The organism is Komagataeibacter sp. SM21 (assembly GCF_041402665.1).
GTDB classification, from domain to species: domain Bacteria; phylum Pseudomonadota; class Alphaproteobacteria; order Acetobacterales; family Acetobacteraceae; genus Komagataeibacter; species Komagataeibacter saccharivorans.
In genome coordinates this window covers 120,352-141,899 of the sequence record NZ_JBGLOV010000006.1, presented here as the reverse complement: position 1 = coordinate 141,899, position 21,548 = coordinate 120,352, and the positions used below count along the sequence as shown (strand labels likewise).

The window sequence follows — 21,548 nt, the reverse complement described above, 5'->3', positions numbered from 1 at the left end:
CTGACGGATGCCCCATGAACACCCGCCCCACCACCGACGATGGCAGCCAGTTCCTGACCCAGCTCGGCCAGAACACGACACAGCCCGCAAGCCCCGAGGAAGCACGGCTGGAACGCGTTCCCGCCCCCGAACGCGGGCGGCATTATGTCGTGCGGTTCACCGCACCCGAGTTCACGTCCCTCTGCCCCGTGACCGGCCAGCCGGATTTCGCCCATATCGTCATCGACTACATCCCAGACGAATGGATCGTGGAAAGCAAGTCGCTCAAGCTGTTCCTGACCAGCTTCCGCAACCATGGCGCATTTCATGAAAAATGCTCCGTGCAGATCGCAACCACACTGGTTGACCTGCTGAAGCCTGTCTGGCTGCGGATCGGTGCCTACTGGTACCCACGCGGCGGCATGCCCATCGATGTGTTCTGGCAGACCGGCGCACCGCCGGAAGGTGTGTGGATACCTGCCCAGAACGTGCCCGGCTATCGCGGGCGCGGCTGATCCGGACATAAAAAAAGCGCCCCGGACAGGGCGCTTTTTTACTGGTTCTGTCCGCGCCCGAAGGCGCGGGGGAAACCATCAGATGGACATGGCCGGAACGGCAGACTGCGCCGCGTCGATTTCGGCGCGGGCGGACTGCATCTTGCCCATGAGAATATCCAGTGCGGGCACGTTCATCTTGTCCGCTTCCTCATAGGATTTCTCAAGTGCCGCCAGACGGGCTTCGGCGTCGTCAACCGACAGCTCCGCCAGTCCGGTCGCCCGGTCGGCAAGGATGGTGCAGTGGGTCGGCGCGATATCAGCAAACCCACCAGCCACGAAGAAGCGGTGCGTCACGGCACCGTCTTCGTAAACATCAACCACGCCACCGCGCAGCGTCAGCATGAGTGGCGCGTGTTCCGGCATGGCCGCGATGTCGCCTTCGGCCCCCGGCATGACAACCATATCGGCGTCATGGGCGAACAGCACCTTCTCCGGACTGACAATCTTGACCTTAATGGACATGGTCTATCTTCCTTGCGTCAGGGGTGGTGTCAGGCCGATTCCTTCATCTTTTCGGCCTTGGCCACCGCTTCCTCGATCGCACCGACCATGTAGAAGGCGCCTTCGGGCAGGTGATCGTATTCACCAGCCACGATCGCCTTGAACGAACGGACCGTGTCTTCCAGCGAAACCAGCTTGCCCGGCGCGCCGGTGAACACTTCGGCCACATGGAACGGCTGGGACAGGAAACGCTGGATACGACGGGCGCGGGCAACGACCAGCTTGTCGTCTTCCGACAGTTCGTCCATGCCGAGGATGGCGATGATGTCCTGCAGGGACTTGTAGGTCTGCAGGATGCGCTGCACGTCACGGGCCACCTGATAATGCTCGTCACCAACGATCTTCGGATCGAGCGAGCGGGAGGTGGAGTCCAGCGGGTCCACGGCCGGGTAGATGCCCATTTCCGCGATGGAACGGTTCAGCACCGTGGTCGCGTCAAGATGGGCGAAGGTCGCGGCAGGCGCCGGATCGGTCAGGTCATCGGCCGGCACGTACACGGCCTGCACGGACGTGATCGAGCCCTTCTTGGTGGAGGTGATGCGTTCCTGCAGCGCGCCCATTTCGGTCGCCAGTGTGGGCTGGTAACCCACAGCGGACGGAATACGGCCCAGCAGCGCCGACACTTCGGCACCAGCCTGCGTGAAGCGGAAGATGTTATCGACGAAGAACAGCACGTCCTGGCCTTCGACATCACGGAAGTATTCCGCAACGGTCACGCCGGACAGGGCGACACGGGCACGCGCACCCGGCGGCTCGTTCATCTGGCCATAGACCAGCGCCACCTTGGACCCGTCGGTCGAGTCGCCATCGATCTTGATAACGCCCGCATCCTGCATTTCGTAATACAGGTCGTTACCTTCACGCGTACGTTCACCAACACCCGCGAAGACCGACACGCCACCATGCGCCTTGGCGATGTTGTTGATCAGTTCCTGAATGATGACGGTCTTGCCGACACCGGCGCCACCGAACAGACCGACCTTACCGCCCTTGAGGTACGGGCACAGCAGATCGACAACCTTGATGCCCGTGGGCAGGATTTCGGTTGCGGCGGCCTGCTCGTCAAAAGCGGGGGCGGCACGGTGGATGGGCGAACGGCCTTCGGCCTTCACCGGACCACGATCGTCAATCGGCTCACCGATCACGTTCAGGATACGGCCCAGCGTTCCCGGTCCGACCGGCACGGTGATCTGGTTGCCGGTGGCGGTGACTTCCGTGCCGCGGGACAGACCATCGGTCGTATCCATGGCGATGCAGCGGACTTCATGCTCGCCGATTTCCTGCGCCACTTCCAGCACCAGGGCCTGGCCGTTCAGCTCGACGTGCAGCGCTTCGAGGATATGCGGCAGCACACCTTCGAACTGCACGTCAACGACGGCGCCGCGGATCTGCGTTACGCGACCAACGACATTGCTTTTCTGCGCCTGCGTGGAGACAGGAGCCTCTTGAGTTGTGGTTTCCGACATGGGACAGCTCCTGTGAGCGTGAAGATCGGTCCTCAGACAGCCTGGGCGCCCGAGATGATCTCGATCAGTTCATTGGTAATATTGGTCTGACGCGTACGGTTGTAGGTCAGGGTCAGGCGGTCGATAGCCTTGCCGGCATTCCGGGTCGCATTATCCATGGCCGTCATACGCGCGCCATTTTCACCCGCAGCGGTTTCCAGCATGGTCGCATAAAGCTGGACCTGCAGGTTACGCGGCAGCAGGCTGGACAGAAGCGTCGCTTCATCCGGTTCGAACTCGTAGCTCGCGACATCCGCCTGTTCGGCATTGTCGTTTTCCGGCAGCGCCAGCGGGATAAGCTGCATTTCCGTCGGCGTCTGGGTCATGACATTGCGGAACTGGTTATAAACCAGCGTGCAGACATCGAATTCGCCCTTGTCCAGCAGGGACGAAATCTGTTCACCCAGTTCAGAAGCAGCGGAAAAGGGGATTTCCTTGCCCGCGGCCAGATGACGGTGCCCGATGATGAGATCGGAAAACTCACGCTCAAGAAAGTCGTGTGTCTTGCGTCCGACCGGCAGCAGCTTGACCGTCTTGCCTTCAGCCTGGAGCCTGAGCACCAGGTTGCGCGTCGTACGGTTGATGTTGGAGTTGAACGCACCCGCAAGGCCACGGTCGCTGGACATGGGGACCAGCAGATGCACCTTGTCCTGACCCGTTCCGGTCAGCAGTGCGGGCTGCCCGCCTTCACCTGCCACGCTACGCGCGACTTCGGCCAGCATGCGGCGCATTGCGTCGGCATATGGCCGTGCGGCGGCTGCGCGGGTTTCCGCCCGACGCAGCTTGGCCGCAGCGACCATTTTCATTGCGCTGGTGATCTTGCGCGTCGATTTGACGCTGCCAATCCGTGCGCGCAGTTCCTTCAGGGAAGCCATGGTTGCCCGATCTTCCTCAGTTGACGAACTGACGGCCGAATGTCGTCAGGAAATCATTCAGACGGCTTTCGATATCCTTCGTCAGCTGGCGCTGCGTCCGGATCGATTCGAGAATGTCCTTGCCCGACGTGCGGACATCATCCAGCAGGCGCTTCTCGTACGTCGTGACCTGATCGACCGCCACGGCGTCGATATAGCCACGCGTGCCAGCGAACAGCACCACAACCTGCTCTTCAACCGAAAGCGGGGAGGTTTCGGGCTGCTTCAGCAGTTCGACCAGACGCGCGCCACGGGCAAGCTGCTTCTGCGTGGCCGGGTCTAGATCGGACGCGAACTGCGAGAAGGCCGCCATTTCACGATACTGCGCCAGTTCCAGCTTGATCTTGCCGGCAACCTGCTTCATCGCCTTGATCTGGGCTGCGGAACCAACACGCGACACCGAGCCGCCCACGTTCACCGCCGGGCGGATGCCGCGGTAGAACAGGTCGGTTTCAAGGAAGACCTGACCATCGGTGATGGAAATCACGTTGGTCGGGATATAGGCGGACACGTCACCAGCCTGCGTCTCGATCACCGGCAGGGCCGTCAGCGAACCGGCACCAAACTTGTCGGACATCTTCGCCGCGCGTTCCAGCAGGCGCGAATGCAGGTAGAACACGTCACCCGGATAGGCTTCACGTCCCGGCGGACGACGCAGCAGCAGCGACATCTGACGGTAAGCGACGGCCTGCTTGGACAGGTCATCATACACGATCAGGGCATGCATGCCGTTATCGCGGAAATATTCACCCATGGAGCATGCGGCGTAGGGAGCCAGATACTGCATCGGGGCCGGGTCGGACGCGGTTGCCGCCACGACGATGGAGTATTCCATCGCGCCGGTTTCTTCCAGCGTGCGCACCAGCTGCGCCACGGTCGAACGCTTCTGCCCGATCGCGACATATATGCAGTACAGCGACTTGCTTTCGTCACCCAGCGCGTTGACGCCCTTCTGGTTGACGATGGTGTCGATCAGGATGGCGGTCTTGCCGGTCTGGCGATCACCAATGATCAGCTCACGCTGGCCACGCCCGATGGGCACGAGCGCGTCGATGGCCTTGATGCCGGTCTGCATCGGCTCACTGACGGACTGGCGCGGCATGATGCCGGGAGCCTTGATTTCAGCGCGCTTGTGGATGACATCGCCAACCAGCGGGCCCTTGCCGTCGATCGGGTTGCCCAGACCGTCAACCACGCGACCCAGCAGCGCCTTGCCGGTGGGCACTTCAACCACCTTGCCGGTGCGGGCGACGGTATCGCCTTCACGCATGGCGCTGTCATCACCGAAAATGACAACACCAACGTTGTCATTCTCAAGGTTCAGGGCCATGCCCTTCTGACCGCTGGCGGGGAAGTCCAGCATTTCGCCGGCTTCGACATTCTGCAGGCCGTACACACGGGCGATGCCGTCACCCACCGACAGGATGGTTCCTGTCTCGGCAATGTCAGCTTCCTTGTCGAACGTAGCGATCTGCTGCTTGAGGATATCCGAAATCTCGGAGGGGCGGATTTCCATCACGCGGCTCCCTTCATGGCATGGTGCAGGCGGGTAAGGCGGGATCTGAGGCTGGTATCATACAGGCGGGCGCCTACGCGCACGACCAGACCGCCCAGCAGGGCCGCGTCAACACGCTCCTGGATATTGACTTTGGAATAGCCGGCCTCGGCAAGGCGGCTGCGAAGCTGGATACGCTGCAGGTCGGTCAGGGGATGGGCAGAGACGACATCCGCCACCACTTCCCCGCGCCGACCGGCAGCGATGGCCGCCAGCGCGGCAAGAATGTCACGCAGGCGCGGAAGGCGGCGGTTATTCGCCACCACGCCAACAAAATCACGCATAAGGGGACTGAAACCTTCGGCATCCAGCACCGCTTCAACCGCACGGCGGCTGATACGGATATCCAGCGTCCGGTCCGTCAGGACGGTGCGCAGGTCGGCGCTGCCGTCAATCATCGCGACAAGACGCGAAGCCTGCTCCAGAACAGGGTCAAGCTGCTGGCGTTCAGCCGCAAGCTCATAAAGCGCCGTCGCGTAACGACCGGGAAGGCCATTGGCAATGGAGGCGATCGGTATTGAGGTCGTTCCACCCGAATCCACTGTCCGCTTTTCCAATCCAGAATCTTGATTCAAACACCAGCCGCCTGCCCGGAAACCCCGGTCCCGTGCGCTGCTGGCGCGGCTCTAGCACGCAGCGCATGCACACGCAACAGAGCAGGCAATACAACAGCATCGTCCAATGCCGCGGAACCGCCCGTTTTGATGCACATCCACAACCACCGGCTGAAGGCTGGCGGGATCATACATGCGCCACGGCATTTCGGAAACAGGCAAAGCCCCGTTTTTTATGGCGCACAAACAGAAATCAGCGCATCGGAATGATGGTGCTCAAGTTATGCAAATTATGCATAGTGATAATGCGTCAGTTTGAATCGAGCAGTGCGGCAACCGCCTGCGCGCTGCGCCGGGCACGGACTCCGGTGGACACAAACCCCAGCAGGCCAATCGCCAGCGCGGCCACGATCATGCTCCACCACACCGCATGGGTCGCCTGCGGGAAACTGGCCCACTGCACCGCGCCGGAATGGATGCTCGTCGCCGTCAGCGCGCCTCCCAGCGCAATCCCCAGCAGCGCGCCGACCTGCCGACTGGCGGAAGCGATGGCCGCGGCCACTCCAGCCTGCGTCCGGGGCATCCCGGCAATGGCGGAATTGGTAATGGGCGCGTTGCACAGACCAAAGCCGCATCCACACAGCCCATAGGATACAAGCAGCAGAGGCAGCGGCGTGAGCGCATCCAGCCCGGTCAGCAGCACCGCGCTCGACCCGGATCCAACAGCCGAAAGCAGCAGCGGCAGGCGCGCGCCATAGCGCCCCGTCAGCCGCCCCGAAACCGGGGCGCACAGCATGCTGCCAAAAGCGAATGGCAGGGTACACAGACCGGCCTGAAGCGCGGGCAGGCCCCGCACATCCTGAAGATAGAGCGTATTGAGGAACAGGAAGGCGCTGAAAATGGCAAAGGCCAGCACGGCGGTCACGATCGCGCCGGAAAACGGCCATGCACGGAAGAACCGCAGGTCGATCAGGGGCGAGGTCGCACGCTGCTCCACGATCAGGAAGCCCGCGATGGACAGCAGCCCGAACCCGAGGAATCCGGAAATGGTAGGCGATGACCAGCCGTAATTATGCGCTTCGATCAACCCCGACGTCACCATGGCCAGCGCCACGATCGCCAGAAGCTGACCCGGCGCGTCGATGCTGCGCCCCCTGCTGCCGGAGGATTCGGGTATGAAGCGCAGCGTCAGCCCGATCGCGATCAGCCCGATCGGCACATTGACCCAGAAGACCGCCTGCCAGCCAACCCAGTGTACCAAGATGCCGCCCACAACCGGACCCAGCGCCAGCGCCACGCCGGAAGTCGCCCCCCATATCCCGATGGCCTGCGCCCGGGCACGAGGCTCGACATAGACATTGGTCAGAATCGACAGGGCCACGGGATTGAGCATCGACCCGCCGATTCCCTGCACTGCACGCGCCATGACCAGCATTTCCACACTGCGCGCCAGACCGCACAGCGCGGAGCCGGTACAGAACAGACCTATCCCCAGCAGGAACATCCGCCGCCGCCCGAAGCGGTCCGCAAGCGATCCCACCAGCAGCATGAGGCTGGCGACCATGAGGGTATAGGCGTCCACCACCCATTGCAGGGTGGAAAAACTGCCATGCAACTGCGCGCGGATGGAAGGAAGGACGACATTGACGACCGTTACATCCATCATGACCAGCAGCAGGCTGAGGCAGCAGGTACCCAGCACCACACGCGGATGGACGGCGGAAGAAGTGGTTTTTACCATAAAGGATCGCCCCTGACCGTGCCGGACTGCCCGACAAGGCGGGTACCGTCCAAATTCCAGCCATAACTGGAAGAGTTTTTCATACAGGGCGATATGGAGCGGGCGAAGGGAATCGAACCCTCCTCAGAAGCTTGGAAGGCTACTGCATTACCACTATGCTACGCCCGCTCATAAGGTTGCCCGACCTATACCGTTTCAGCCGCCTGCCTTGCAAGCCCATAAACCACTGGCGGGACGCAAACACATAAAACTTCTCTTTTTCCTTCATGCCCCCTTGACTTTGGACGCGAGTCATACTTTTTTCCGCTTCCTGTGCCGGGTTCGCATGGACGACCCGAAACGGCGCGACGCAAGCCGCACCACATGTTTCGGGCATTCGCAGGCGGCTTTGCAGGGGTGTAGCTCAATTGGCTAGAGCGCCGGTCTCCAAAACCGGAGGTTGCGGGTTCGAGACCCTCCACCCCTGCCATTCTCCGGTCGGGCATTCCCCTTCCGGCCTGGCACCCGATGGGTCGGGCCACAATGGTCCGCACCGGTTCTAAGGCCCCGCATCGGCTGGAAATTTCCGGTTGGTGCGCCGTGGCGTTGCAGGAAGGGTATTTCGTGTCGGTCGGTCCCGCGAAATTTGTTGAAGACGTCCGTGCCGAAGCCAGAAAGATTACCTGGCCAACGCGGCGCGCCACCCTCATGACAACGGGTGCGGTGCTGGCCATGGCCGGTCTTGCGTCGGTATTCTTCTTCCTCGTCGACGAGGTGATCGGCCTTGGCGTACGGAAACTCTTCGGACTGGGAGGCTGAGTTCAGCCATGGCCAAGCGGTGGTATGTCATCCACGTCTATTCGGGCTTCGAGAAAAAGATAGCCCAGCACATTACGGAACAGGCGGCCCAGAAAGGGCTGGCTGACCATTTTGGTGAAATCCTTGTCCCGTCGGAAGAAGTGACGGAAGTGCGCCGTGGCCAGAAGGTCAATGCGGAGCGCAAGTTCTTCCCCGGTTATGTTCTGGTCAACATGGAACTGACCGACGAGGCATGGCACCTTGTCAAGGATACGCCCAAGGTCACCGGATTTCTGGGCAGCAAGACCCGTCCTTCCCCCATCCCCAAGGTGGAAGCCGAACGGATCATGAAGCAGGCGCAGGAAGGTGTGGAACGGGTCCGTCCCTCCGTCACCTTCGAAGTGGGCGAGCAGATCCGCGTGGCCGACGGGCCGTTCACGTCCTTTAACGGCACGATCGAGGAAGTCGATGAGGAACGTGGCCGCCTGAAGGTCAGCGTCTCCATCTTCGGTCGCTCCACGCCGGTCGATCTGGAATACAATCAGGTCGAGAAGGTCTGATCCTTCCCATACCCAATTGATTAAAGGCACCTTCGGGTGCCTTTTTTATTGCCTGCCTGCCGGTGGACCGGCGCATCCTGCCCCGGCCCAACAACGACGCGCCTTATCGGGAACGATGCGGCTGCGGGCGGGGATCCGTGGATGGTGCGGGCGGAAGGGCCTGCAACCGCTCCGTCGCCATATCCGCCACCTGCCCCGTCAACTGGCTCAGTGCTGCGACCATGGCGCGCGTGCCAGCCCCCGTGGGCGAGGCCGTCAGGGCCAGCGGCACGGACAGGACCTGCGCCGCATCGCCCGCCCGATGCACGGACAGGCTGCCGGTCAGATGGACCAGCCCCGCCGAATCCCTTGCAAACCGACTGATCTCGACTTCCACAAATGCCTGCGCGGGAACGCTTGTCGCATCGTTCTGGGCAAACACGGTCCGTCCGGGCAGGCGCTGCTGCAGGTCGGCTGCCAGCACATGGCCCACCATGAGCGCCAGCGGTTCGCTCCATGCCGCAGCCGGCAAGGTGGAGAGGGAATAATCATCCTGCACCCCCACGATATTCTGCCGGTCCAGTGACGGCGGAATGCCGGGGGTGCGAACCTCGATCACATCGGGCACCGTTGCAACAGCCATGACCGGCTGCGTGGTGGCGACGGGGGCAAGGGAATACAGCGTCGGATCGGACGACCCGCAACCGCCCAGCGCCAGCAGACCGGCGGTGGTGACCCCCACCGCCATATGATGCCGCGCGGAATGTATGAAATGCCGGATGGGGCGTTGCATGTCTTATCGTCCCGTAATCAGTGCCGAGGGATGGCGGGTCAGGAAGTCGGACAGGAAGCGCAGCGAGCGCGCGGCCTCGTTAAGCTGCAGCATCATCTGCTGCAGGTTGCGATGAAAATCGGTATCGCCGCCATAGCTGGACAGAACCGCATTCGCGTTCTTCAGCGTGCTGTCCATGCCATTGAGCAGTTGCGGCATGTGGGCGCGCGCGTCATGCGATATGGCCTGAAGGTTCTGAAGCGAACCACGCAGCGCCGTCAGCGCCTGTTTCGTATCGGGGCTGTTGATGCGTGCATCGGCATGGGCCAGCAGGTTGTTCAGGTTTTCACCAACCTGCGTCAGCGGCATCGCGGCGATCTTGTCGCTTATGACCGACAGCGAATCCATGATACCGGCCATGCCGCCCGCCTGTCCGGGCAGGACAATGGCGTTGTCTTCCATCGAAATCTGTTCCGGTGACGCATTCTTCACGAAGGTCAGCGCGATTTCGGATTCACCGGTCAGCATGCTGGTGCTCTGCACCGTGGCCCGCAGCCCCGCCGCGACCTGCATGCGCAGCAATCCGGTCATGGCTTCGGGCGGCACTTCCTGATTATCCAGCACGCGTTCGGGCTGGAGTTCCATGGCCACCCGCACATGCGCCCGGCCCGTGGCGGGATCGACCTGCAGCCGGACATCATCGATCATGCCCACCTGGATACCGAACATGGTCAGTCGTCCGCCCTTGGTCAGGCCGGATACGGAACTGGTCAGATAGGTTACAAGCGGGATGCGTTCGCGATACCCGGCGCTGTTGGCTTCTTCCGCACTGTCATAAAGCTGGAAGACCGGGTCGGCCCCCGGATTGACAGGCAGGGTATTCTTTTCGTTGCGCGCATCAGGCGGGTCAAAGGCAACACCACCGGACAGCAGCGCCTGAAGCGACTGGAGCTTGACCTTCAGCCCACCCGGACCAAGCCCCACCTGCACGCCCGATACGTTCCAGAACCGCGTATTGGTGCGCAGGTAATGGTCATACGGGGCGCGGATGAAAATCTGCACCCGGATCGGCCCGCGTCCTTCGGGTGGCATGGTGTAACCCAGCACTTCACCCACCACCACATCACGGAAGAAGATCGGCGCACCCTGCCCCAGTGAACCAAGCGACTGGGTAGTCAGCGTATAGGTATGTCCCGGCTGGTCCGAACGTACCCCCGGCGGCGCTTCAAGTCCGGTGAAATGCGTCGTGTACCGTCCGCCCGGCTCGCCCGCATCCATGGCGATATAGGCACCGGACATGACGGTCTCCAGCCCGGTGATGCTGGCGCCGTTGATGCGCGGACGCACCACCCAGAACCGGGCGTGATCCGTCAGCATGCGCCCCGCGGCCGAGGTCATGCGCACGCGGACTTCCACATGATGCAGGTCGTCGCTAAGCCGGATGGAATCAACCGTACCCAGCGGAACCGCCTTGTTCTTCACCTCGGTCTGGCCACTGGTCAGGCCGTCCGCCGTATCGAAGGTTATGACCACCAGCGGCCCGCGGCCCGTAAGCCCGCGCCAGCCCAGATAGCCCGCGATCAGGATAGCGACGATCGGCACCAGCCAGACAACCGAGAAACGGTACCGCCGCGTCCGGGCCTGTGGCGGGGAGGCCTGCTGGTCATTTGAAAGGAAATCGTCGTTCACGCCTGATCTGGCTCCATGCTGACCGGCGCGGGGCCGACCGGGGAAAGGGAAGATGTAGCAGCAGTGCCGTCACGCATTTTTCGCGCGCGCAGCACGGCAGGCGGCAGGCCATCGGTTACGGGACCGTTGCGCCCTGCCGCATCCCACATGATGCGTGGGTCGAAACTCCAGGCCGCCAGCAGGGTCAGCACCACAACGGCGGCGAACGCCACCATCCCGGCATTGGCCGTGACGCTGGCCATCGCGTTGAAACGCACGACGGCGACCAGAATGGAAATCATGAACACGTCGATCATGGACCACCGGCCCACCATGTCGACCAGACGGAACAGCCGCGTGCGGGCGACCAGATGACCCCGCGCACCCCGCCATGTCTGCCCGATCATCCACCCCAGACTGAGGATCTTGAGCATGGGTACGGTGATGGAGGCGAAGAACACCAGCAGCGAAAGCGGGATCATGCCGTCCACCCACAGTTCGATCGCCCCTTCGATGATGGTGTGCCCGCCACCGCCGCCCATGCGCATGAAAGTCATGACCGGGTACAGGTTGGCAGGAATGTAGAACACGATGGCCGCGATCAGGAAGGCGGTGGTGCGTGTCAGCGTCTGCGGCAGGCGGCGCCAGACCCTGTGTTCGCAGCGTGGACAGATCCCCACACAGGACAGGTTGGACACCGGGTGCGCAAGCTCGCCCACCAGCCCGCAGGCGCTACAGGCCACCAGATGGTCCACCGGTGGCATGGGAATGTCATCAATATGGGTATAATCGACCGCCACCATCCGGTCGCCTTCGGCGCGGGTAAGGGAATCGATCCGGCGGTGCCGCCAGATCATTTCCGTATCCAGCGTCGAATCCGTGGCCGCCATGGTCAGCATCAGCGCGCCGATCAGGTACACCGCAGGCCCCACATCGACATGCGCCATGTCCGTCAGCTTGGTATAGGCGACGAAGATGCCAAGGATATACACCTCCACCATCGACCAGGGGCGCAGCTTGTCATACCAGACAAGGATGCGTGGCCCCCAGTCCGGCAACTGCGCGCGCGACCCGGCATACAGGATGGCGAACATGAAGCCGATGGCCACAGCCGGGGCCAGTATGGTCACCGCGCCGACAAGGATGCCCGCTTCCCCCCAGCCTTCGTGCATGAGTTCCATCGGACCGGTCAGCAGGTCGACCGTGCGCTGCCTGCCGTAAACATCCAGCGTCATGAGCGAGGAGGCGAGTGCTGCGAAATAGAAGGCGGCCGAACTGATACAGAACGCCAGCGGGGCGGCCAGCGGGGCCGTGCGCCGCCTGCGCGCCAGTTTCTGCCCGCAGCGCACGCATGACGCCTGCTGCCCCGGTTCCAGGTCGGGTATGCGCTGGTACAGCCCGCAGCCGGGACATTCCGACAGGCCGCCGATAATCCGCACATGGCGGACGGGATTCAACCCGGCATCATCGCAGCGCAACTGCGGGGAGGAGGATGACATGCTCATGCCATCTCTAGCATATAGATCAAATTAAAATGGGGAATGCCGCATTTGAGATATTGCATCATGCCAGACCATCGTTTATCAGACGCCACAGGTTTGCCGACATAGCTCAGGGGTAGAGCAACTGATTCGTAATCAGTAGGCCCTCGGTTCAATTCCGAGTGTCGGCACCACCTACTTTCCTGGAATGACTGATCCACGCTACTGCCCGCTCTGGCAGGCGCCTTGTGCTGTCATGTCTGCGTGACGCTGAAACTCCCCCTTTCTTTCTCCGCCATGCACGCACCTGTGGATATGAGCCTTTCCACTCCGTAGGCATCCCGGTCGAACGGGCACACCATACCCTGCCTTGCGTTGATGAAGGATTAAGCGGGGCGCCCGGCCCGGTTCCGCCTACAGCCCGCACCATGCCAGAATCAGGCACATCCCCAGTCCCGCGACCCCGATCAGGGTTTCGATAACCGACCACGTCCATACGGTCTGCGTCACACTCAGGCCCAGCGTATCGCGCACCTGCCAGAAGCCGGAATCGTTCATCGGGCCGAACATGACCGCGCCCGCCCCCGTGGCCAGCACCAGCAGTTCAGGCGAGACACCATGGGCATGCACCATGATCGGCGCGACGATCCCGGCAGTGGTGCTCATGGCCACGGTGGCGGACCCCACAGCCACCCGCATGCCCGCAGCCAGCCCCCATGACAGCAGCAGCAGGGGAACATGCATGTCCACCGCCGCGCGCGCGATCGCATCCGAAATGCCGCTATCCATCAGTTCCGCGCCAAAACCGCCGCCCGCGCCGATCATCAGCAGCAGGCTGGCCAGCGGGCCAAGACATTCATTGGAACAGGCGAGTATCTTTTCCTTCGACAGCCCGCGCCGCAGCCCCAGCGTCCAGAAGGACAGGAGCGCCGCCACCGCCAGCCCCACATTGGCATCCCCCACGAAACGCAGCGCACTGCCCCAGCCATCCGCCATCGGCCCCATGAACCGCACGGCCGATCCCGCCAGCATCAGCACCATGGGGGCAAGGATGGTAAACAGCGTGATCCCGAAACCCGGCAGCGCGGCCGGGTCGCGCGGCACATCGCGCTCATGCTGTCCCGCAACCGCCGATCCCGCATCGGCAGGCAGGCGGGGCACGATGAAACGGGTGTAAAGCGGCCCCGCGATGATCGCCACCGGCACGCTGACCACCATGCCCAGCCAGATCAGGCGGCCCACATCGGCATGATAGGCCGCAACGGCAAACATGGTGCCGGGATGGGGTGGCATGTAGCCCTGCACTACCGATAGCGCCGCCGTAACCGGCAGGGCGACATGCAGGACGGGCATTTTTGTCTGCCGCGCGATGGAAAAGGCCAGCGGCACCAGAATGACGAAGCCGACGGTAAAGAAGACCGAAAGCCCGACCAGCAGCCCGATCAGCATCATGGCCCAGTCCAGCCGCCTTGCCCCGGCCAGTGACACCACGGTCATGGCAATACGGTCCGCGCCACCCGAAACTTCCAGCATCTTGCCCAGCATGGTGCCCAGCGCGATGACGGAAGCAATCTGGCCAAGCACTTCCCCTGCCCCGCTCTCGAACGATGTCACGACCTTTGCCGCGGGCATGCCCGCGGCAAAACCCAGCAGGACGGACGCGATGAACAGGGACAGGAAAGGGTTGAGCTTGACCCGCTCGATCAGGAAAACAACGACACATATGGCCACAACAGCCAGTAACAGGGCCATTCCGACCGACATCGCTGCTTTTCCCTTTTCCTGCGGCTACCCCTAATGCGCGGCGGGTGTCGCCTGCTGCCAGCCCCCCCCAAGGGCGCGGGCAAGCTGTATGGTCGCCGCCGTGCGGGCGTCCTGATTGGCCAGCACGCTGCCCTGCGCATCCAGCGCCTGCACGCGCGCCTGAAGCACATCGCCCAGCGTGCGCTGCCCACCGGCATACAGTCCGGCCATTTCCTGCGCAACCTGCCCCGCCTGCCGCATGGCGCGGGTCAGTTCCACATCGCGGCCATCCAGCGCCAGACGGTTTTCATACCCGTCCTCCACCTCCGCCAGGGCACGCAGGATGGTCTGGTCATACCCGGCCACGGCGGCATCCAGCCGGGCATCGGCGGCATGGATGCGCGCCTGTATGCGGTTGGCGGTGAAAATGGGCAGGTAGGACGTCAGCGCGATCAGGCCACCCGTGCCGGAAATGCCGGGGATACCATCAAAACGCAGCCGCCCGTCACCGCCAAAAAACTCAAGCCCGAAGCGGGGCAGCAGATCCGTTTTCGCACTTTTCAGCCGGTTCAGCGCGGCATCCACCTGATCGCGGCGCGCACGGATGTCCGGCCTGCGCTCCAGCACGGTATCAGGCATCTGGCCCGCAGGCGGGGCAGGCACGAAAAACGCGGGCGGGGGCGGCAGTTCGGGCAGCCCTTCCGGCGCCTGTCCCGACAGGACAGCCAGCCGCCTGCGCACAAGGTCAAGCTGTGCCACCAGCATGGGACGGCGCGCGCGCAGGTCCGACAGCCTGCGGTCAATGGCGGTCACATCCGCCGTCGTGGCCTGTCCCGCCGTAAAGCGGGCCTGACCGTAAGCCCGCAACTGCCCCAGCGTGGCGAGAGCCTGATCGGTCAGGGCGATCTGGCGTTGCAGGCCCTGAATCTGCAGGTAGTCATTCGCGGCATCGGCGGCGATGACCATCTGCACGCCGTGGAAATATTCCTCCTGCGCCAGCATCCCCGCCCGGGCGGCTTTTACATCGGCATGACGGCCGCCGAACAGGTCCGGTTCCCACGATGCGCCGATACCGGCCAGATGCCCGTCCGTACCCGGATCATTGGCGGGCAGGTTATCGGGATTGCGCCAGTACATGCCACCACCCAGCATGTCACCCGTCGCCCCCACGGTGGGATACAGCGCGGACCGGGCTACCGTGTGCAGCGCCCGGGCTTCACGCACGCGATCACGCGCCATGCGGATGTCCGGGCTGGCGGCAAGCGCCGTCTCGACCGCCTGCGTCAGGCCCGGATCACGCCATGCCTCCCACCAGCGCGTCAGGTCCGTCGCGGGCTGCGCCGTTGCCGGTGCCTGCGTGAACCGTGCCGGTACCGTTACACGCGATGCGGGCGCGTGCGTGTGAAACGGGGAACATCCCGCCACCAGTCCGACCGCCATCGCGATGCCCCCCATACGGGCCAGCCGCGCCAATCTGTTCCCCATCATTCCTGCCTTGCCAACATGGATCTGAAGCGCGCAAGCGCGAATACAAGAAAAACGATACCCGTAATACTGACGGTCAGCAGCGGCAGCATGATCGCGCCCAGCCCGGCCCCCCGGTACAGGATGGCCTGCGACAGGTTGACGAACTGCGTCGTGGGCAGGAAGCGCACCACCACCTGCATGGCGGCGGGCATGCTTTCCACCGGCGTCGCCGCCCCCGACAGCAGGTAAGCCACCGCATAGACCGGCACCACCAGCAGCCCGAACTGCGGCATGGTGGGGGCGACCGTCGCCAGCATGATGCCCAGCGCCGTGGCCGAAAACAGGTACAGGAGCGAACACACCGCAAACAGCAGGATCGAACCCGCAAGCGGCACCCCCAGCCACACATGCACCACCAGCCACAGTGACAGCATGGCGCCGACGAAAATGACCAGACCGTTGGTTACGATCTTGGCGACCGCGATCTCGCTGGCCGTGACCGGCATCACCAGCAGGTGTTCCAGCGTGCCGTGTTCACGCTCGCGGATCACGGCGGCCCCCACCAGTACGATGGACAGGATGGTGATGTTGGTCACGATCTGCATGACAGAGGTGAACCACTTCGATTCACTGTTGGGATTGAAGCGGATGCGGCTCTGCGCCGTGAAAGGCGCCTGATCGGCCACGGATGGCGCATGCAGCATGTCCGCCACCGCGTTGAGCAGGATCTCGTTCAGATACGCCGTGCCCAGCCCCGCCTGCGTCATGGCGGTCGCATCCACCCGGATCTGCACGGCGGGCGTGCGACCGGCCAGCACGTCGGCTTCGAACCGTGGGGGAATATCGACCACGAATATGTAGTCGCCTTCATCCATGCCCCGCAGCGCCCCGGCGCGGTCCACCATGACCGGCGGCTTGAAATAGGGCGGCAGGACCCTGTCGCGCATGCTGCGTGACAGGGTGGACTGGTCTTCATCAATAAAGGCGACCGTGGCGTTGGAGACTTCAACCTTCACGCCATTGGCCACCAGCAGCACGCCAGCGCTGAAGGCGAACACGATCAGCCCCAGCAGCACGCGGTCATGGACCAGACTGCGCAGTTCCTTGACGCATAACAGACCGACATTGACCAGCCAGCGCATCATCGGCTCAGGCTTCCTGCTTTTTCAGCAGCAGGCGGGCAGCCACCATATAGATAGCCGCGAACCCGCCCAGGGCCAGGTACATGGTCCCGAAACTGCCGGTCCCCAGCCCCTTGGTAAAACAGCCAAGGCTGATCAACTGGTACCACGCCGCCGGAAAACCCAGCCCCACCATCCGGCTTATGCCCGTAAGCGTCGAAGCCGGGTACAGCAGGCCGGAAAAATTGACCGAGGGGATCAGGCAGATGATGGACGTGCCGAAAATGGCCGCCACCTGTGAACTGACAAAGGTGGAAATCAGCAGTCCCAGCCCCGTGGCGGATAGCACGAACAGTACACCGCCCACCGTCAGCGCCAGCAGCGACCCCTTGAGCGGCACCCCCATCACCACAACCGCCACGATGACCAGCATGACATAGCTTATGGTCGCAAGCGCCGCATAAGGCGCCTGCTTGCCCATAAGATACTGCCCCACCGACGCGGGGGAGGCATACAGGTTGACGATGGACCCCACTTCCTTCTCGCGCACCACGCCAAGGGCGGTCAGCATGGTGGGAATCAGGATCAGGGCCAGCATGATCACGCCCGGCGTCATGGCATAGATGCTGCGGAATTCCTGATTGTAGGAAAAGCGCGGCTCCACCGTAATCGGCAGGCCCGCCGTGCCGGGCATTTCCCGCCCCAGCGTACCCGCGTAACCCATCAGCACACCGGTCGCATACGCACGCACATTGGCGGCGAGGAACGGCACCGCGCCGTCAATGATCACCCCGATTTCAGGCCTGCGCCCCGCTTCCAGGTCACGGGCGAAACCGGCGGGAATATCCAGCGCCATCTGCGCATGGCCGTTACGGATGGTGCGGTCCAGCGTATCGGCATCGGCGACGGGCGGCAGTTCATGGAAATAGGGGGAGCCACGGAAACTGTCGATCAGTTCATGACTGATCGTGGTGCGGTCATGGTCGCTGACGGTAAAGCCCACCCCTTCCACATCGAAGGAGATGCTTGACGCGGCAACCACCAGCAGGATCAGCGGCCCCACCAGCGCGAACATGAGGCGCAGACGGTCGCGCAGCAGTTCCACTGCCTCACGCCGTGCGAAGGCCCAGGCACGCGGCAGCCACGCGCCACCCCACTGCCCTGCCAGCGCGCTCCATTTCCGTACTGCCGCATGCCACCATCGCGCACGCGCGGATGGAGCCGGTCTGGCCGCCGCCGTGGCGGTTTCCTTCGCGTCCGTTACCGCCTCCGCATCCTGCAGATAGGCGATGAAGGCGGTTTCAAGATCCGGCGCACTGCGTTTTTTCACCAGTTCGGCAGGCGTGCCCACCGCAAGGACATGGCCACGATGCATGAGCGATATCCGGTCGCATCGCGCCGCTTCGTTCATGAAATGGGTGGATACGAAAATGGTCACGTGATCCTGCCGTGACAGGCGGATCAGGTGCCGCCAGAACATGTCACGCGCAGCGGGGTCCACGCCGGATGTCGGTTCATCCAGAATCAGGATTTCGGGATTGTTGATGCACGCGGCGGCAAGCTGCAGGCGCTGGCGGATACCCAGCGGCAGGGATGCGGGGCTGACATCGGCACAGCCACGCAATTCGAACGAATCAAGCGATTCCTCGACCCGGCTTACTGCCTGTGCCGGTGGAATGCGGTACAGCCGCGCCTGAAGCATGAGGTTCTGGCGCACGGTCAGTTCTTCATAAAGCGAGAACGCCTGCGACATGTACCCAATGCGCATGCGGGTTTTCATGTCGCCCGCCGTGATCTGTTCGCCGAACAGTTCCGCCGTGCCGCTGGTGACATCCAGCAGTCCGGTCAGCATCTTCATGGTGGTGGACTTGCCGCACCCGTTGGAGCCGAGGAAGCCGAAAATCTCGCCCCGGCTGATGGTAAAGCTGACATCGCTCACCGCCGTAAAACTGCCAAAGCGGCGGGTCAGGTGTTCGGCCTCGATCGCGGGGGGACCGCCGGGATCGACATAGGACGGAATGACAAAGCCGCTTGCCTGCTGGCGCTTGCCTTCGGGCAGGAGGGAGATATACGCCGCCTCCACCGATCCGGTGCCGGTGCTCGCCAGCACGTTGGGGGTGCGGTCACTGATCAGGACGCGGCCTTCATCCATCGCCACCAGCCATGAAAACCGCTCCGCTTCCTCCATATACGCCGTGGAGACGATGACCGTCATGGACGGGCGTTCCGCGCGCAACTGGTCAACCAGCGTCCAGAACTGCTGGCGTGAGAGGGGGTCAACGCCGGTTGTCGGTTCATCGAGGATCAGCAGGTCCGGGTCATGCACCAGCGCGCAGCACAGGCTGACCTTCTGTTTCATGCCACCCGACAGATGCCCCGCCGCGCGATCGGGGAACGGGGCAAGGCCGGTAGCGTCCAGCAGGCGCTGGATACGCGCATCGCGCGCCTGCGCGTCCATGCCGAACAGGCGGGCGAAAAAGTCGATGTTTTCCCACACTGACAGGGTCGGATACAGATTGCGCCCCAGCCCCTGCGGCATGAAAGCGACCCGTGGCAGGAAGGCTTCACGCGCGCGCCGCGCGGCCATGTCCGCCCCCAGCACCGCAAGCCTGCCGGACTGGAGACGCCGCACACCCGCAATCAGCCCCAGAAGGGTGGACTTGCCTACGCCATCCGGCCCCACAAGGCCGATGGTCGTGCCGCCGGGCAGGTCAAGCGTCACATCATCCAGCGCGCGGACCGGACCATAGCGGTGGGTCACGCCGGTAATGGCGATGCCTGTCGGGTCCTGCGCGCCTTCCACGCTCATTGCGCCGCGTCAGCCACATCAAGGCCCGCGGGCCAGTGCATTGCGGAATCGGTGCGGACGTAGCCATCACCCGTCATGCCCGCCTTGAGCATGGTGCCATACCGCTGCGCCACGGCGGGGGCGACGCGCAGCTTGATACGGTAGACGAGCTTGTCACGCTCGGTCGCGGTCTCGACATATTTGGGGGTGAACTGCGCCTCTGGCGAGACGAAGGAAATGGTGGCGGGGATCACCTGCCCATGCAGGGCGTCAAGGGCAATGCGCGCCTCATCGCCCACATGCAGCCGTCCCGCCTCCCGCGATGGGCAGAATATGGTCAGGTACATATCCGTGGGGTCCAGCAGCGAGGCCACCCGCCCCCCACCGGGCAGGACCGCGCCCTTTTCCACGATACGGTATTCGATCCGTCCGGCCACGGGTGCATGAATGGTCATGTCATCCACCGCCACCGCCGCTTCCGCCACCTGCGCGCGGGCGGCTTCCACCATGGCCTGCGCCGCATCCACCGCCCCACTGGCCGCATCGGCAGCGGCGGTTGCGGTGTCCAGACCCGTCTGACGCTGGGACAGTTCCATGTCCGACACCAGATGCTGGCGGAACATGATGCGCGCATGGTCCAGATCCATCTGCGCCAGATGGCGCGCCGCCTGCCGCGCATCACGTTCCGCGCCCGCACGGGCCACATCGGCCAGGGCCGCGTTCAGGTGGGCGCGGGCAGCGTCAAGGCGGGCGCGGGCGCTGGCGTCATCCTCACGCGCAAGAACCTGCCCGGCGGTGACGGTATCGCCTTCGTTAAAATCCAGTTCGGTGATGCGGCCGGGATATTTTACCGCCACATCAATGCGGGCCAGCTCCAGCCGCCCGTTGGCGCGCGCAAGCCCCGGTGGCAGTTCGCCGCGGTGCTGGACCACGTACCACCCGGCCCCGCCAGCCGCGACCAGTACGGCCAGTCCCGCACCGATCGCCCCATCACGCCACTTCATCCCAACAGCCTTTCCTTCGCATGCGATCCGGCACCCCTAACATGAAACGATACCGCATCGTATCTTTAATTTGCCCTATAAACCAGGACGCTGACCCACACGCCCCATTTCACGGCAAACCAGCCCTGCCCACCGAAAGGGATATGCGGCTAGGGCGTGCTGTCGTTGCAGGCCCCGTCATGCTGCATCACATCCTCGGCCCGGCGCAGGACAAGCGCAAGCACATCCATCATCGCCTGCGACCGCTCCGGCGTGACGCCTTCCAGCACGCGGGTTTCCATCGCAGCACAGATCTGATGCAGGACGGCGCATTTCTGCCGGCCCCGCCGGGTCAGGACCAGATTCTTGGCCCGCCGGTCATCCTGATCGGGATGGCGTTCGACCAGCCCCTCGTTTTCAAGCAGGTCCAGCACGCGCACCAGCGCCGAACTGTCGGTATTCATCGCATGCGCCAGCGTGCGCTGGCTTACCCCCGCGGGCAGCATCATGAGATAGGCGAGCGGGCGCATCATCGCCATGCTCATCCCCTCCGTCCGCAGGGCGCGGTCCAGCAGCAGCCGCCATGTATTGGCCAGCCGCATGGTCAGGAACGTCATACGCATGTCCTGAAAACCTGTACCCTCGATATCGGGCAGTGGTGAACGTTCGGCCATGCGCGTCTCCTGCTGATGATCGACCCTGCGGAAGTCCTTCCGCGCCCGATAGCATGCCCGCCGGGGCGGATCATGGTCCATTTATGTGATGGCTGCCCGGAGGGGATAATATGGATATTATCGTTATAATTGACATGGCACTAATTGTCATACAATAGATATTGACCGCCATACCGCTTTATCTTCCCGTGGCATGCTCTATCACCATGCCCACATGCCGCAGCCCGGA

18 protein-coding genes and 3 tRNA genes are annotated in these 21,548 nt (G+C 63.2%); 5 read left to right on the top strand and 16 right to left on the bottom strand.

Going from position 1 to position 21,548, the window contains the following annotated elements; genetic code table 11:
- The first annotated feature begins 14 nt into the window (after positions 1-14).
- Entirely contained in the window at positions 15-494 is a 480-nt protein-coding gene (gene queF, locus ACBR42_RS08440) for a preQ(1) synthase (protein ID WP_371207724.1), read from the top strand.
- A 78-nt stretch (positions 495-572) separates the two neighbouring features.
- Here queF and atpC read toward each other — a convergent pair whose 3' ends face one another.
- The 7 genes from atpC to ACBR42_RS08405 form a co-directional block, all read right to left on the bottom strand.
- Positions 573-998, bottom strand: a complete 426-nt coding sequence (gene atpC / locus ACBR42_RS08435; RefSeq protein WP_102325430.1) for an ATP synthase F1 subunit epsilon — start codon at positions 996-998, stop codon at positions 573-575.
- A 29-nt stretch (positions 999-1,027) separates the two neighbouring features.
- Entirely contained in the window at positions 1,028-2,503 is a 1,476-nt protein-coding gene (atpD, locus tag ACBR42_RS08430) for a F0F1 ATP synthase subunit beta (RefSeq protein ID WP_371207723.1), read from the bottom strand.
- A gap of 32 nt (positions 2,504-2,535) precedes the next feature.
- Positions 2,536-3,417 carry a F0F1 ATP synthase subunit gamma gene (locus ACBR42_RS08425; RefSeq protein ID WP_102325428.1) on the bottom strand — a complete coding sequence of 294 codons (882 nt, stop codon included), beginning with the start codon at positions 3,415-3,417 and terminating at the stop codon, positions 2,536-2,538.
- Between the two features lie 16 nt (positions 3,418-3,433).
- Complete coding sequence (atpA, locus tag ACBR42_RS08420) at positions 3,434-4,972, bottom strand: F0F1 ATP synthase subunit alpha (protein WP_102325427.1); 1,539 nt, start codon at positions 4,970-4,972, stop codon at positions 3,434-3,436.
- The gene (locus ACBR42_RS08415; protein WP_102325426.1) at positions 4,972-5,568 is read right to left on the bottom strand and encodes a F0F1 ATP synthase subunit delta; all 597 of its coding nucleotides are present in this window, start codon (positions 5,566-5,568) and stop codon (positions 4,972-4,974) included. Before ACBR42_RS08415 ends, atpA begins: the two co-directional genes overlap by 1 nt.
- A 307-nt stretch (positions 5,569-5,875) precedes the next feature.
- Positions 5,876-7,306 carry an MFS transporter gene (locus ACBR42_RS08410; RefSeq protein ID WP_371207722.1) on the bottom strand — a complete coding sequence of 477 codons (1,431 nt, stop codon included), beginning with the start codon at positions 7,304-7,306 and terminating at the stop codon, positions 5,876-5,878.
- A gap of 94 nt (positions 7,307-7,400) precedes the next feature.
- Positions 7,401-7,474, bottom strand: a tRNA-Gly gene (locus ACBR42_RS08405).
- A gap of 224 nt (positions 7,475-7,698) precedes the next feature.
- On the opposite strand from ACBR42_RS08405, the gene ACBR42_RS08400 reads away from it, so the two are divergent.
- From ACBR42_RS08400 to nusG, 3 genes are all read left to right on the top strand, one after another.
- Positions 7,699-7,775 (top strand) — tRNA-Trp (locus tag ACBR42_RS08400).
- A 134-nt stretch (positions 7,776-7,909) separates the two neighbouring features.
- Positions 7,910-8,104, top strand: a complete 195-nt coding sequence (gene secE / locus ACBR42_RS08395; RefSeq protein WP_174234146.1) for a preprotein translocase subunit SecE — start codon at positions 7,910-7,912, stop codon at positions 8,102-8,104.
- An 8-nt stretch (positions 8,105-8,112) separates the two neighbouring features.
- Positions 8,113-8,643, top strand: a complete 531-nt coding sequence (gene nusG / locus ACBR42_RS08390) for a transcription termination/antitermination protein NusG (protein ID WP_102325424.1) — start codon at positions 8,113-8,115, stop codon at positions 8,641-8,643.
- A 103-nt stretch (positions 8,644-8,746) separates the two neighbouring features.
- Here the strand turns inward: nusG and ACBR42_RS08385 are convergent, their stop codons facing one another.
- Genes ACBR42_RS08385 through ACBR42_RS08375 form a run of 3 tightly spaced genes read right to left on the bottom strand, consistent with a single transcriptional unit; the run spans position 8,747 to position 12,567 of the window.
- Positions 8,747-9,415 carry a membrane integrity-associated transporter subunit PqiC gene (locus ACBR42_RS08385; RefSeq protein ID WP_371207721.1) on the bottom strand — a complete coding sequence of 223 codons (669 nt, stop codon included), beginning with the start codon at positions 9,413-9,415 and terminating at the stop codon, positions 8,747-8,749.
- 3 nt (positions 9,416-9,418) lie between these two features.
- Positions 9,419-11,083, bottom strand: a complete 1,665-nt coding sequence (locus tag ACBR42_RS08380; protein WP_102325422.1) for an intermembrane transport protein PqiB — start codon at positions 11,081-11,083, stop codon at positions 9,419-9,421.
- Positions 11,080-12,567 carry a paraquat-inducible protein A gene (locus ACBR42_RS08375; RefSeq protein WP_102325421.1) on the bottom strand — a complete coding sequence of 496 codons (1,488 nt, stop codon included), beginning with the start codon at positions 12,565-12,567 and terminating at the stop codon, positions 11,080-11,082. Before ACBR42_RS08375 ends, ACBR42_RS08380 begins: the two co-directional genes overlap by 4 nt.
- A 95-nt stretch (positions 12,568-12,662) precedes the next feature.
- Here ACBR42_RS08375 and ACBR42_RS08370 point away from each other — a divergent pair.
- Positions 12,663-12,737: transfer RNA gene (locus tag ACBR42_RS08370), tRNA-Thr, on the top strand.
- A 220-nt stretch (positions 12,738-12,957) separates the two neighbouring features.
- On the opposite strand, the gene ACBR42_RS08365 is transcribed toward ACBR42_RS08370, so the two are convergent.
- The 6 genes from ACBR42_RS08365 to ACBR42_RS08340 all read right to left on the bottom strand — a co-directional run bounded on the left by ACBR42_RS08365 (position 12,958) and on the right by ACBR42_RS08340 (position 21,319).
- Positions 12,958-14,307, bottom strand: coding sequence for a gluconate:H+ symporter (locus tag ACBR42_RS08365; protein ID WP_371207720.1), 1,350 nt, complete (start codon positions 14,305-14,307; stop codon positions 12,958-12,960).
- Positions 14,308-14,337: 30 nt separating this feature from the next.
- Positions 14,338-15,771, bottom strand: coding sequence for a TolC family protein (locus tag ACBR42_RS08360; RefSeq protein ID WP_371207734.1), 1,434 nt, complete (start codon positions 15,769-15,771; stop codon positions 14,338-14,340).
- Entirely contained in the window at positions 15,771-16,898 is a 1,128-nt protein-coding gene (locus ACBR42_RS08355; protein ID WP_371207718.1) for an ABC transporter permease, read from the bottom strand. Before ACBR42_RS08355 ends, ACBR42_RS08360 begins: the two co-directional genes overlap by 1 nt.
- A gap of 4 nt (positions 16,899-16,902) precedes the next feature.
- Positions 16,903-19,683, bottom strand: coding sequence for a ribosome-associated ATPase/putative transporter RbbA (gene rbbA / locus ACBR42_RS08350; RefSeq protein WP_371207717.1), 2,781 nt, complete (start codon positions 19,681-19,683; stop codon positions 16,903-16,905).
- The gene (locus ACBR42_RS08345; RefSeq protein ID WP_371207716.1) at positions 19,680-20,666 is read right to left on the bottom strand and encodes an HlyD family secretion protein; all 987 of its coding nucleotides are present in this window, start codon (positions 20,664-20,666) and stop codon (positions 19,680-19,682) included. The genes rbbA and ACBR42_RS08345 overlap by 4 nt, the downstream gene beginning before the upstream one ends.
- 149 nt (positions 20,667-20,815) lie before the next feature.
- Positions 20,816-21,319, bottom strand: coding sequence for a MarR family winged helix-turn-helix transcriptional regulator (locus ACBR42_RS08340; protein WP_371207715.1), 504 nt, complete (start codon positions 21,317-21,319; stop codon positions 20,816-20,818).
- Positions 21,320-21,548: the final 229 nt, after the last annotated feature.

Coding starts and splice junctions, on each gene's coding strand:
- rbbA (WP_371207717.1), bottom strand. CDS start 19,683: ATGAGCGTGGAAGGCGCGCAGGACCCGACAGGCATCGCCATTACCGGC.
- ACBR42_RS08365 (WP_371207720.1), bottom strand. CDS start 14,307: ATGTCGGTCGGAATGGCCCTGTTACTGGCTGTTGTGGCCATATGTGTC.
- ACBR42_RS08355 (WP_371207718.1), bottom strand. CDS start 16,898: ATGATGCGCTGGCTGGTCAATGTCGGTCTGTTATGCGTCAAGGAACTG.
- ACBR42_RS08345 (WP_371207716.1), bottom strand. CDS start 20,666: ATGAAGTGGCGTGATGGGGCGATCGGTGCGGGACTGGCCGTACTGGTC.
- ACBR42_RS08360 (WP_371207734.1), bottom strand. CDS start 15,771: ATGGGGAACAGATTGGCGCGGCTGGCCCGTATGGGGGGCATCGCGATG.
- ACBR42_RS08410 (WP_371207722.1), bottom strand. CDS start 7,306: ATGGTAAAAACCACTTCTTCCGCCGTCCATCCGCGTGTGGTGCTGGGT.
- ACBR42_RS08375 (WP_102325421.1), bottom strand. CDS start 12,567: ATGAGCATGTCATCCTCCTCCCCGCAGTTGCGCTGCGATGATGCCGGG.
- ACBR42_RS08340 (WP_371207715.1), bottom strand. CDS start 21,319: ATGGCCGAACGTTCACCACTGCCCGATATCGAGGGTACAGGTTTTCAG.
- queF (WP_371207724.1), top strand. CDS start 15: ATGAACACCCGCCCCACCACCGACGATGGCAGCCAGTTCCTGACCCAG.
- atpD (WP_371207723.1), bottom strand. CDS start 2,503: ATGTCGGAAACCACAACTCAAGAGGCTCCTGTCTCCACGCAGGCGCAG.
- nusG (WP_102325424.1), top strand. CDS start 8,113: ATGGCCAAGCGGTGGTATGTCATCCACGTCTATTCGGGCTTCGAGAAA.
- ACBR42_RS08425 (WP_102325428.1), bottom strand. CDS start 3,417: ATGGCTTCCCTGAAGGAACTGCGCGCACGGATTGGCAGCGTCAAATCG.
- ACBR42_RS08385 (WP_371207721.1), bottom strand. CDS start 9,415: ATGCAACGCCCCATCCGGCATTTCATACATTCCGCGCGGCATCATATG.
- atpA (WP_102325427.1), bottom strand. CDS start 4,972: ATGGAAATCCGCCCCTCCGAGATTTCGGATATCCTCAAGCAGCAGATC.
- atpC (WP_102325430.1), bottom strand. CDS start 998: ATGTCCATTAAGGTCAAGATTGTCAGTCCGGAGAAGGTGCTGTTCGCC.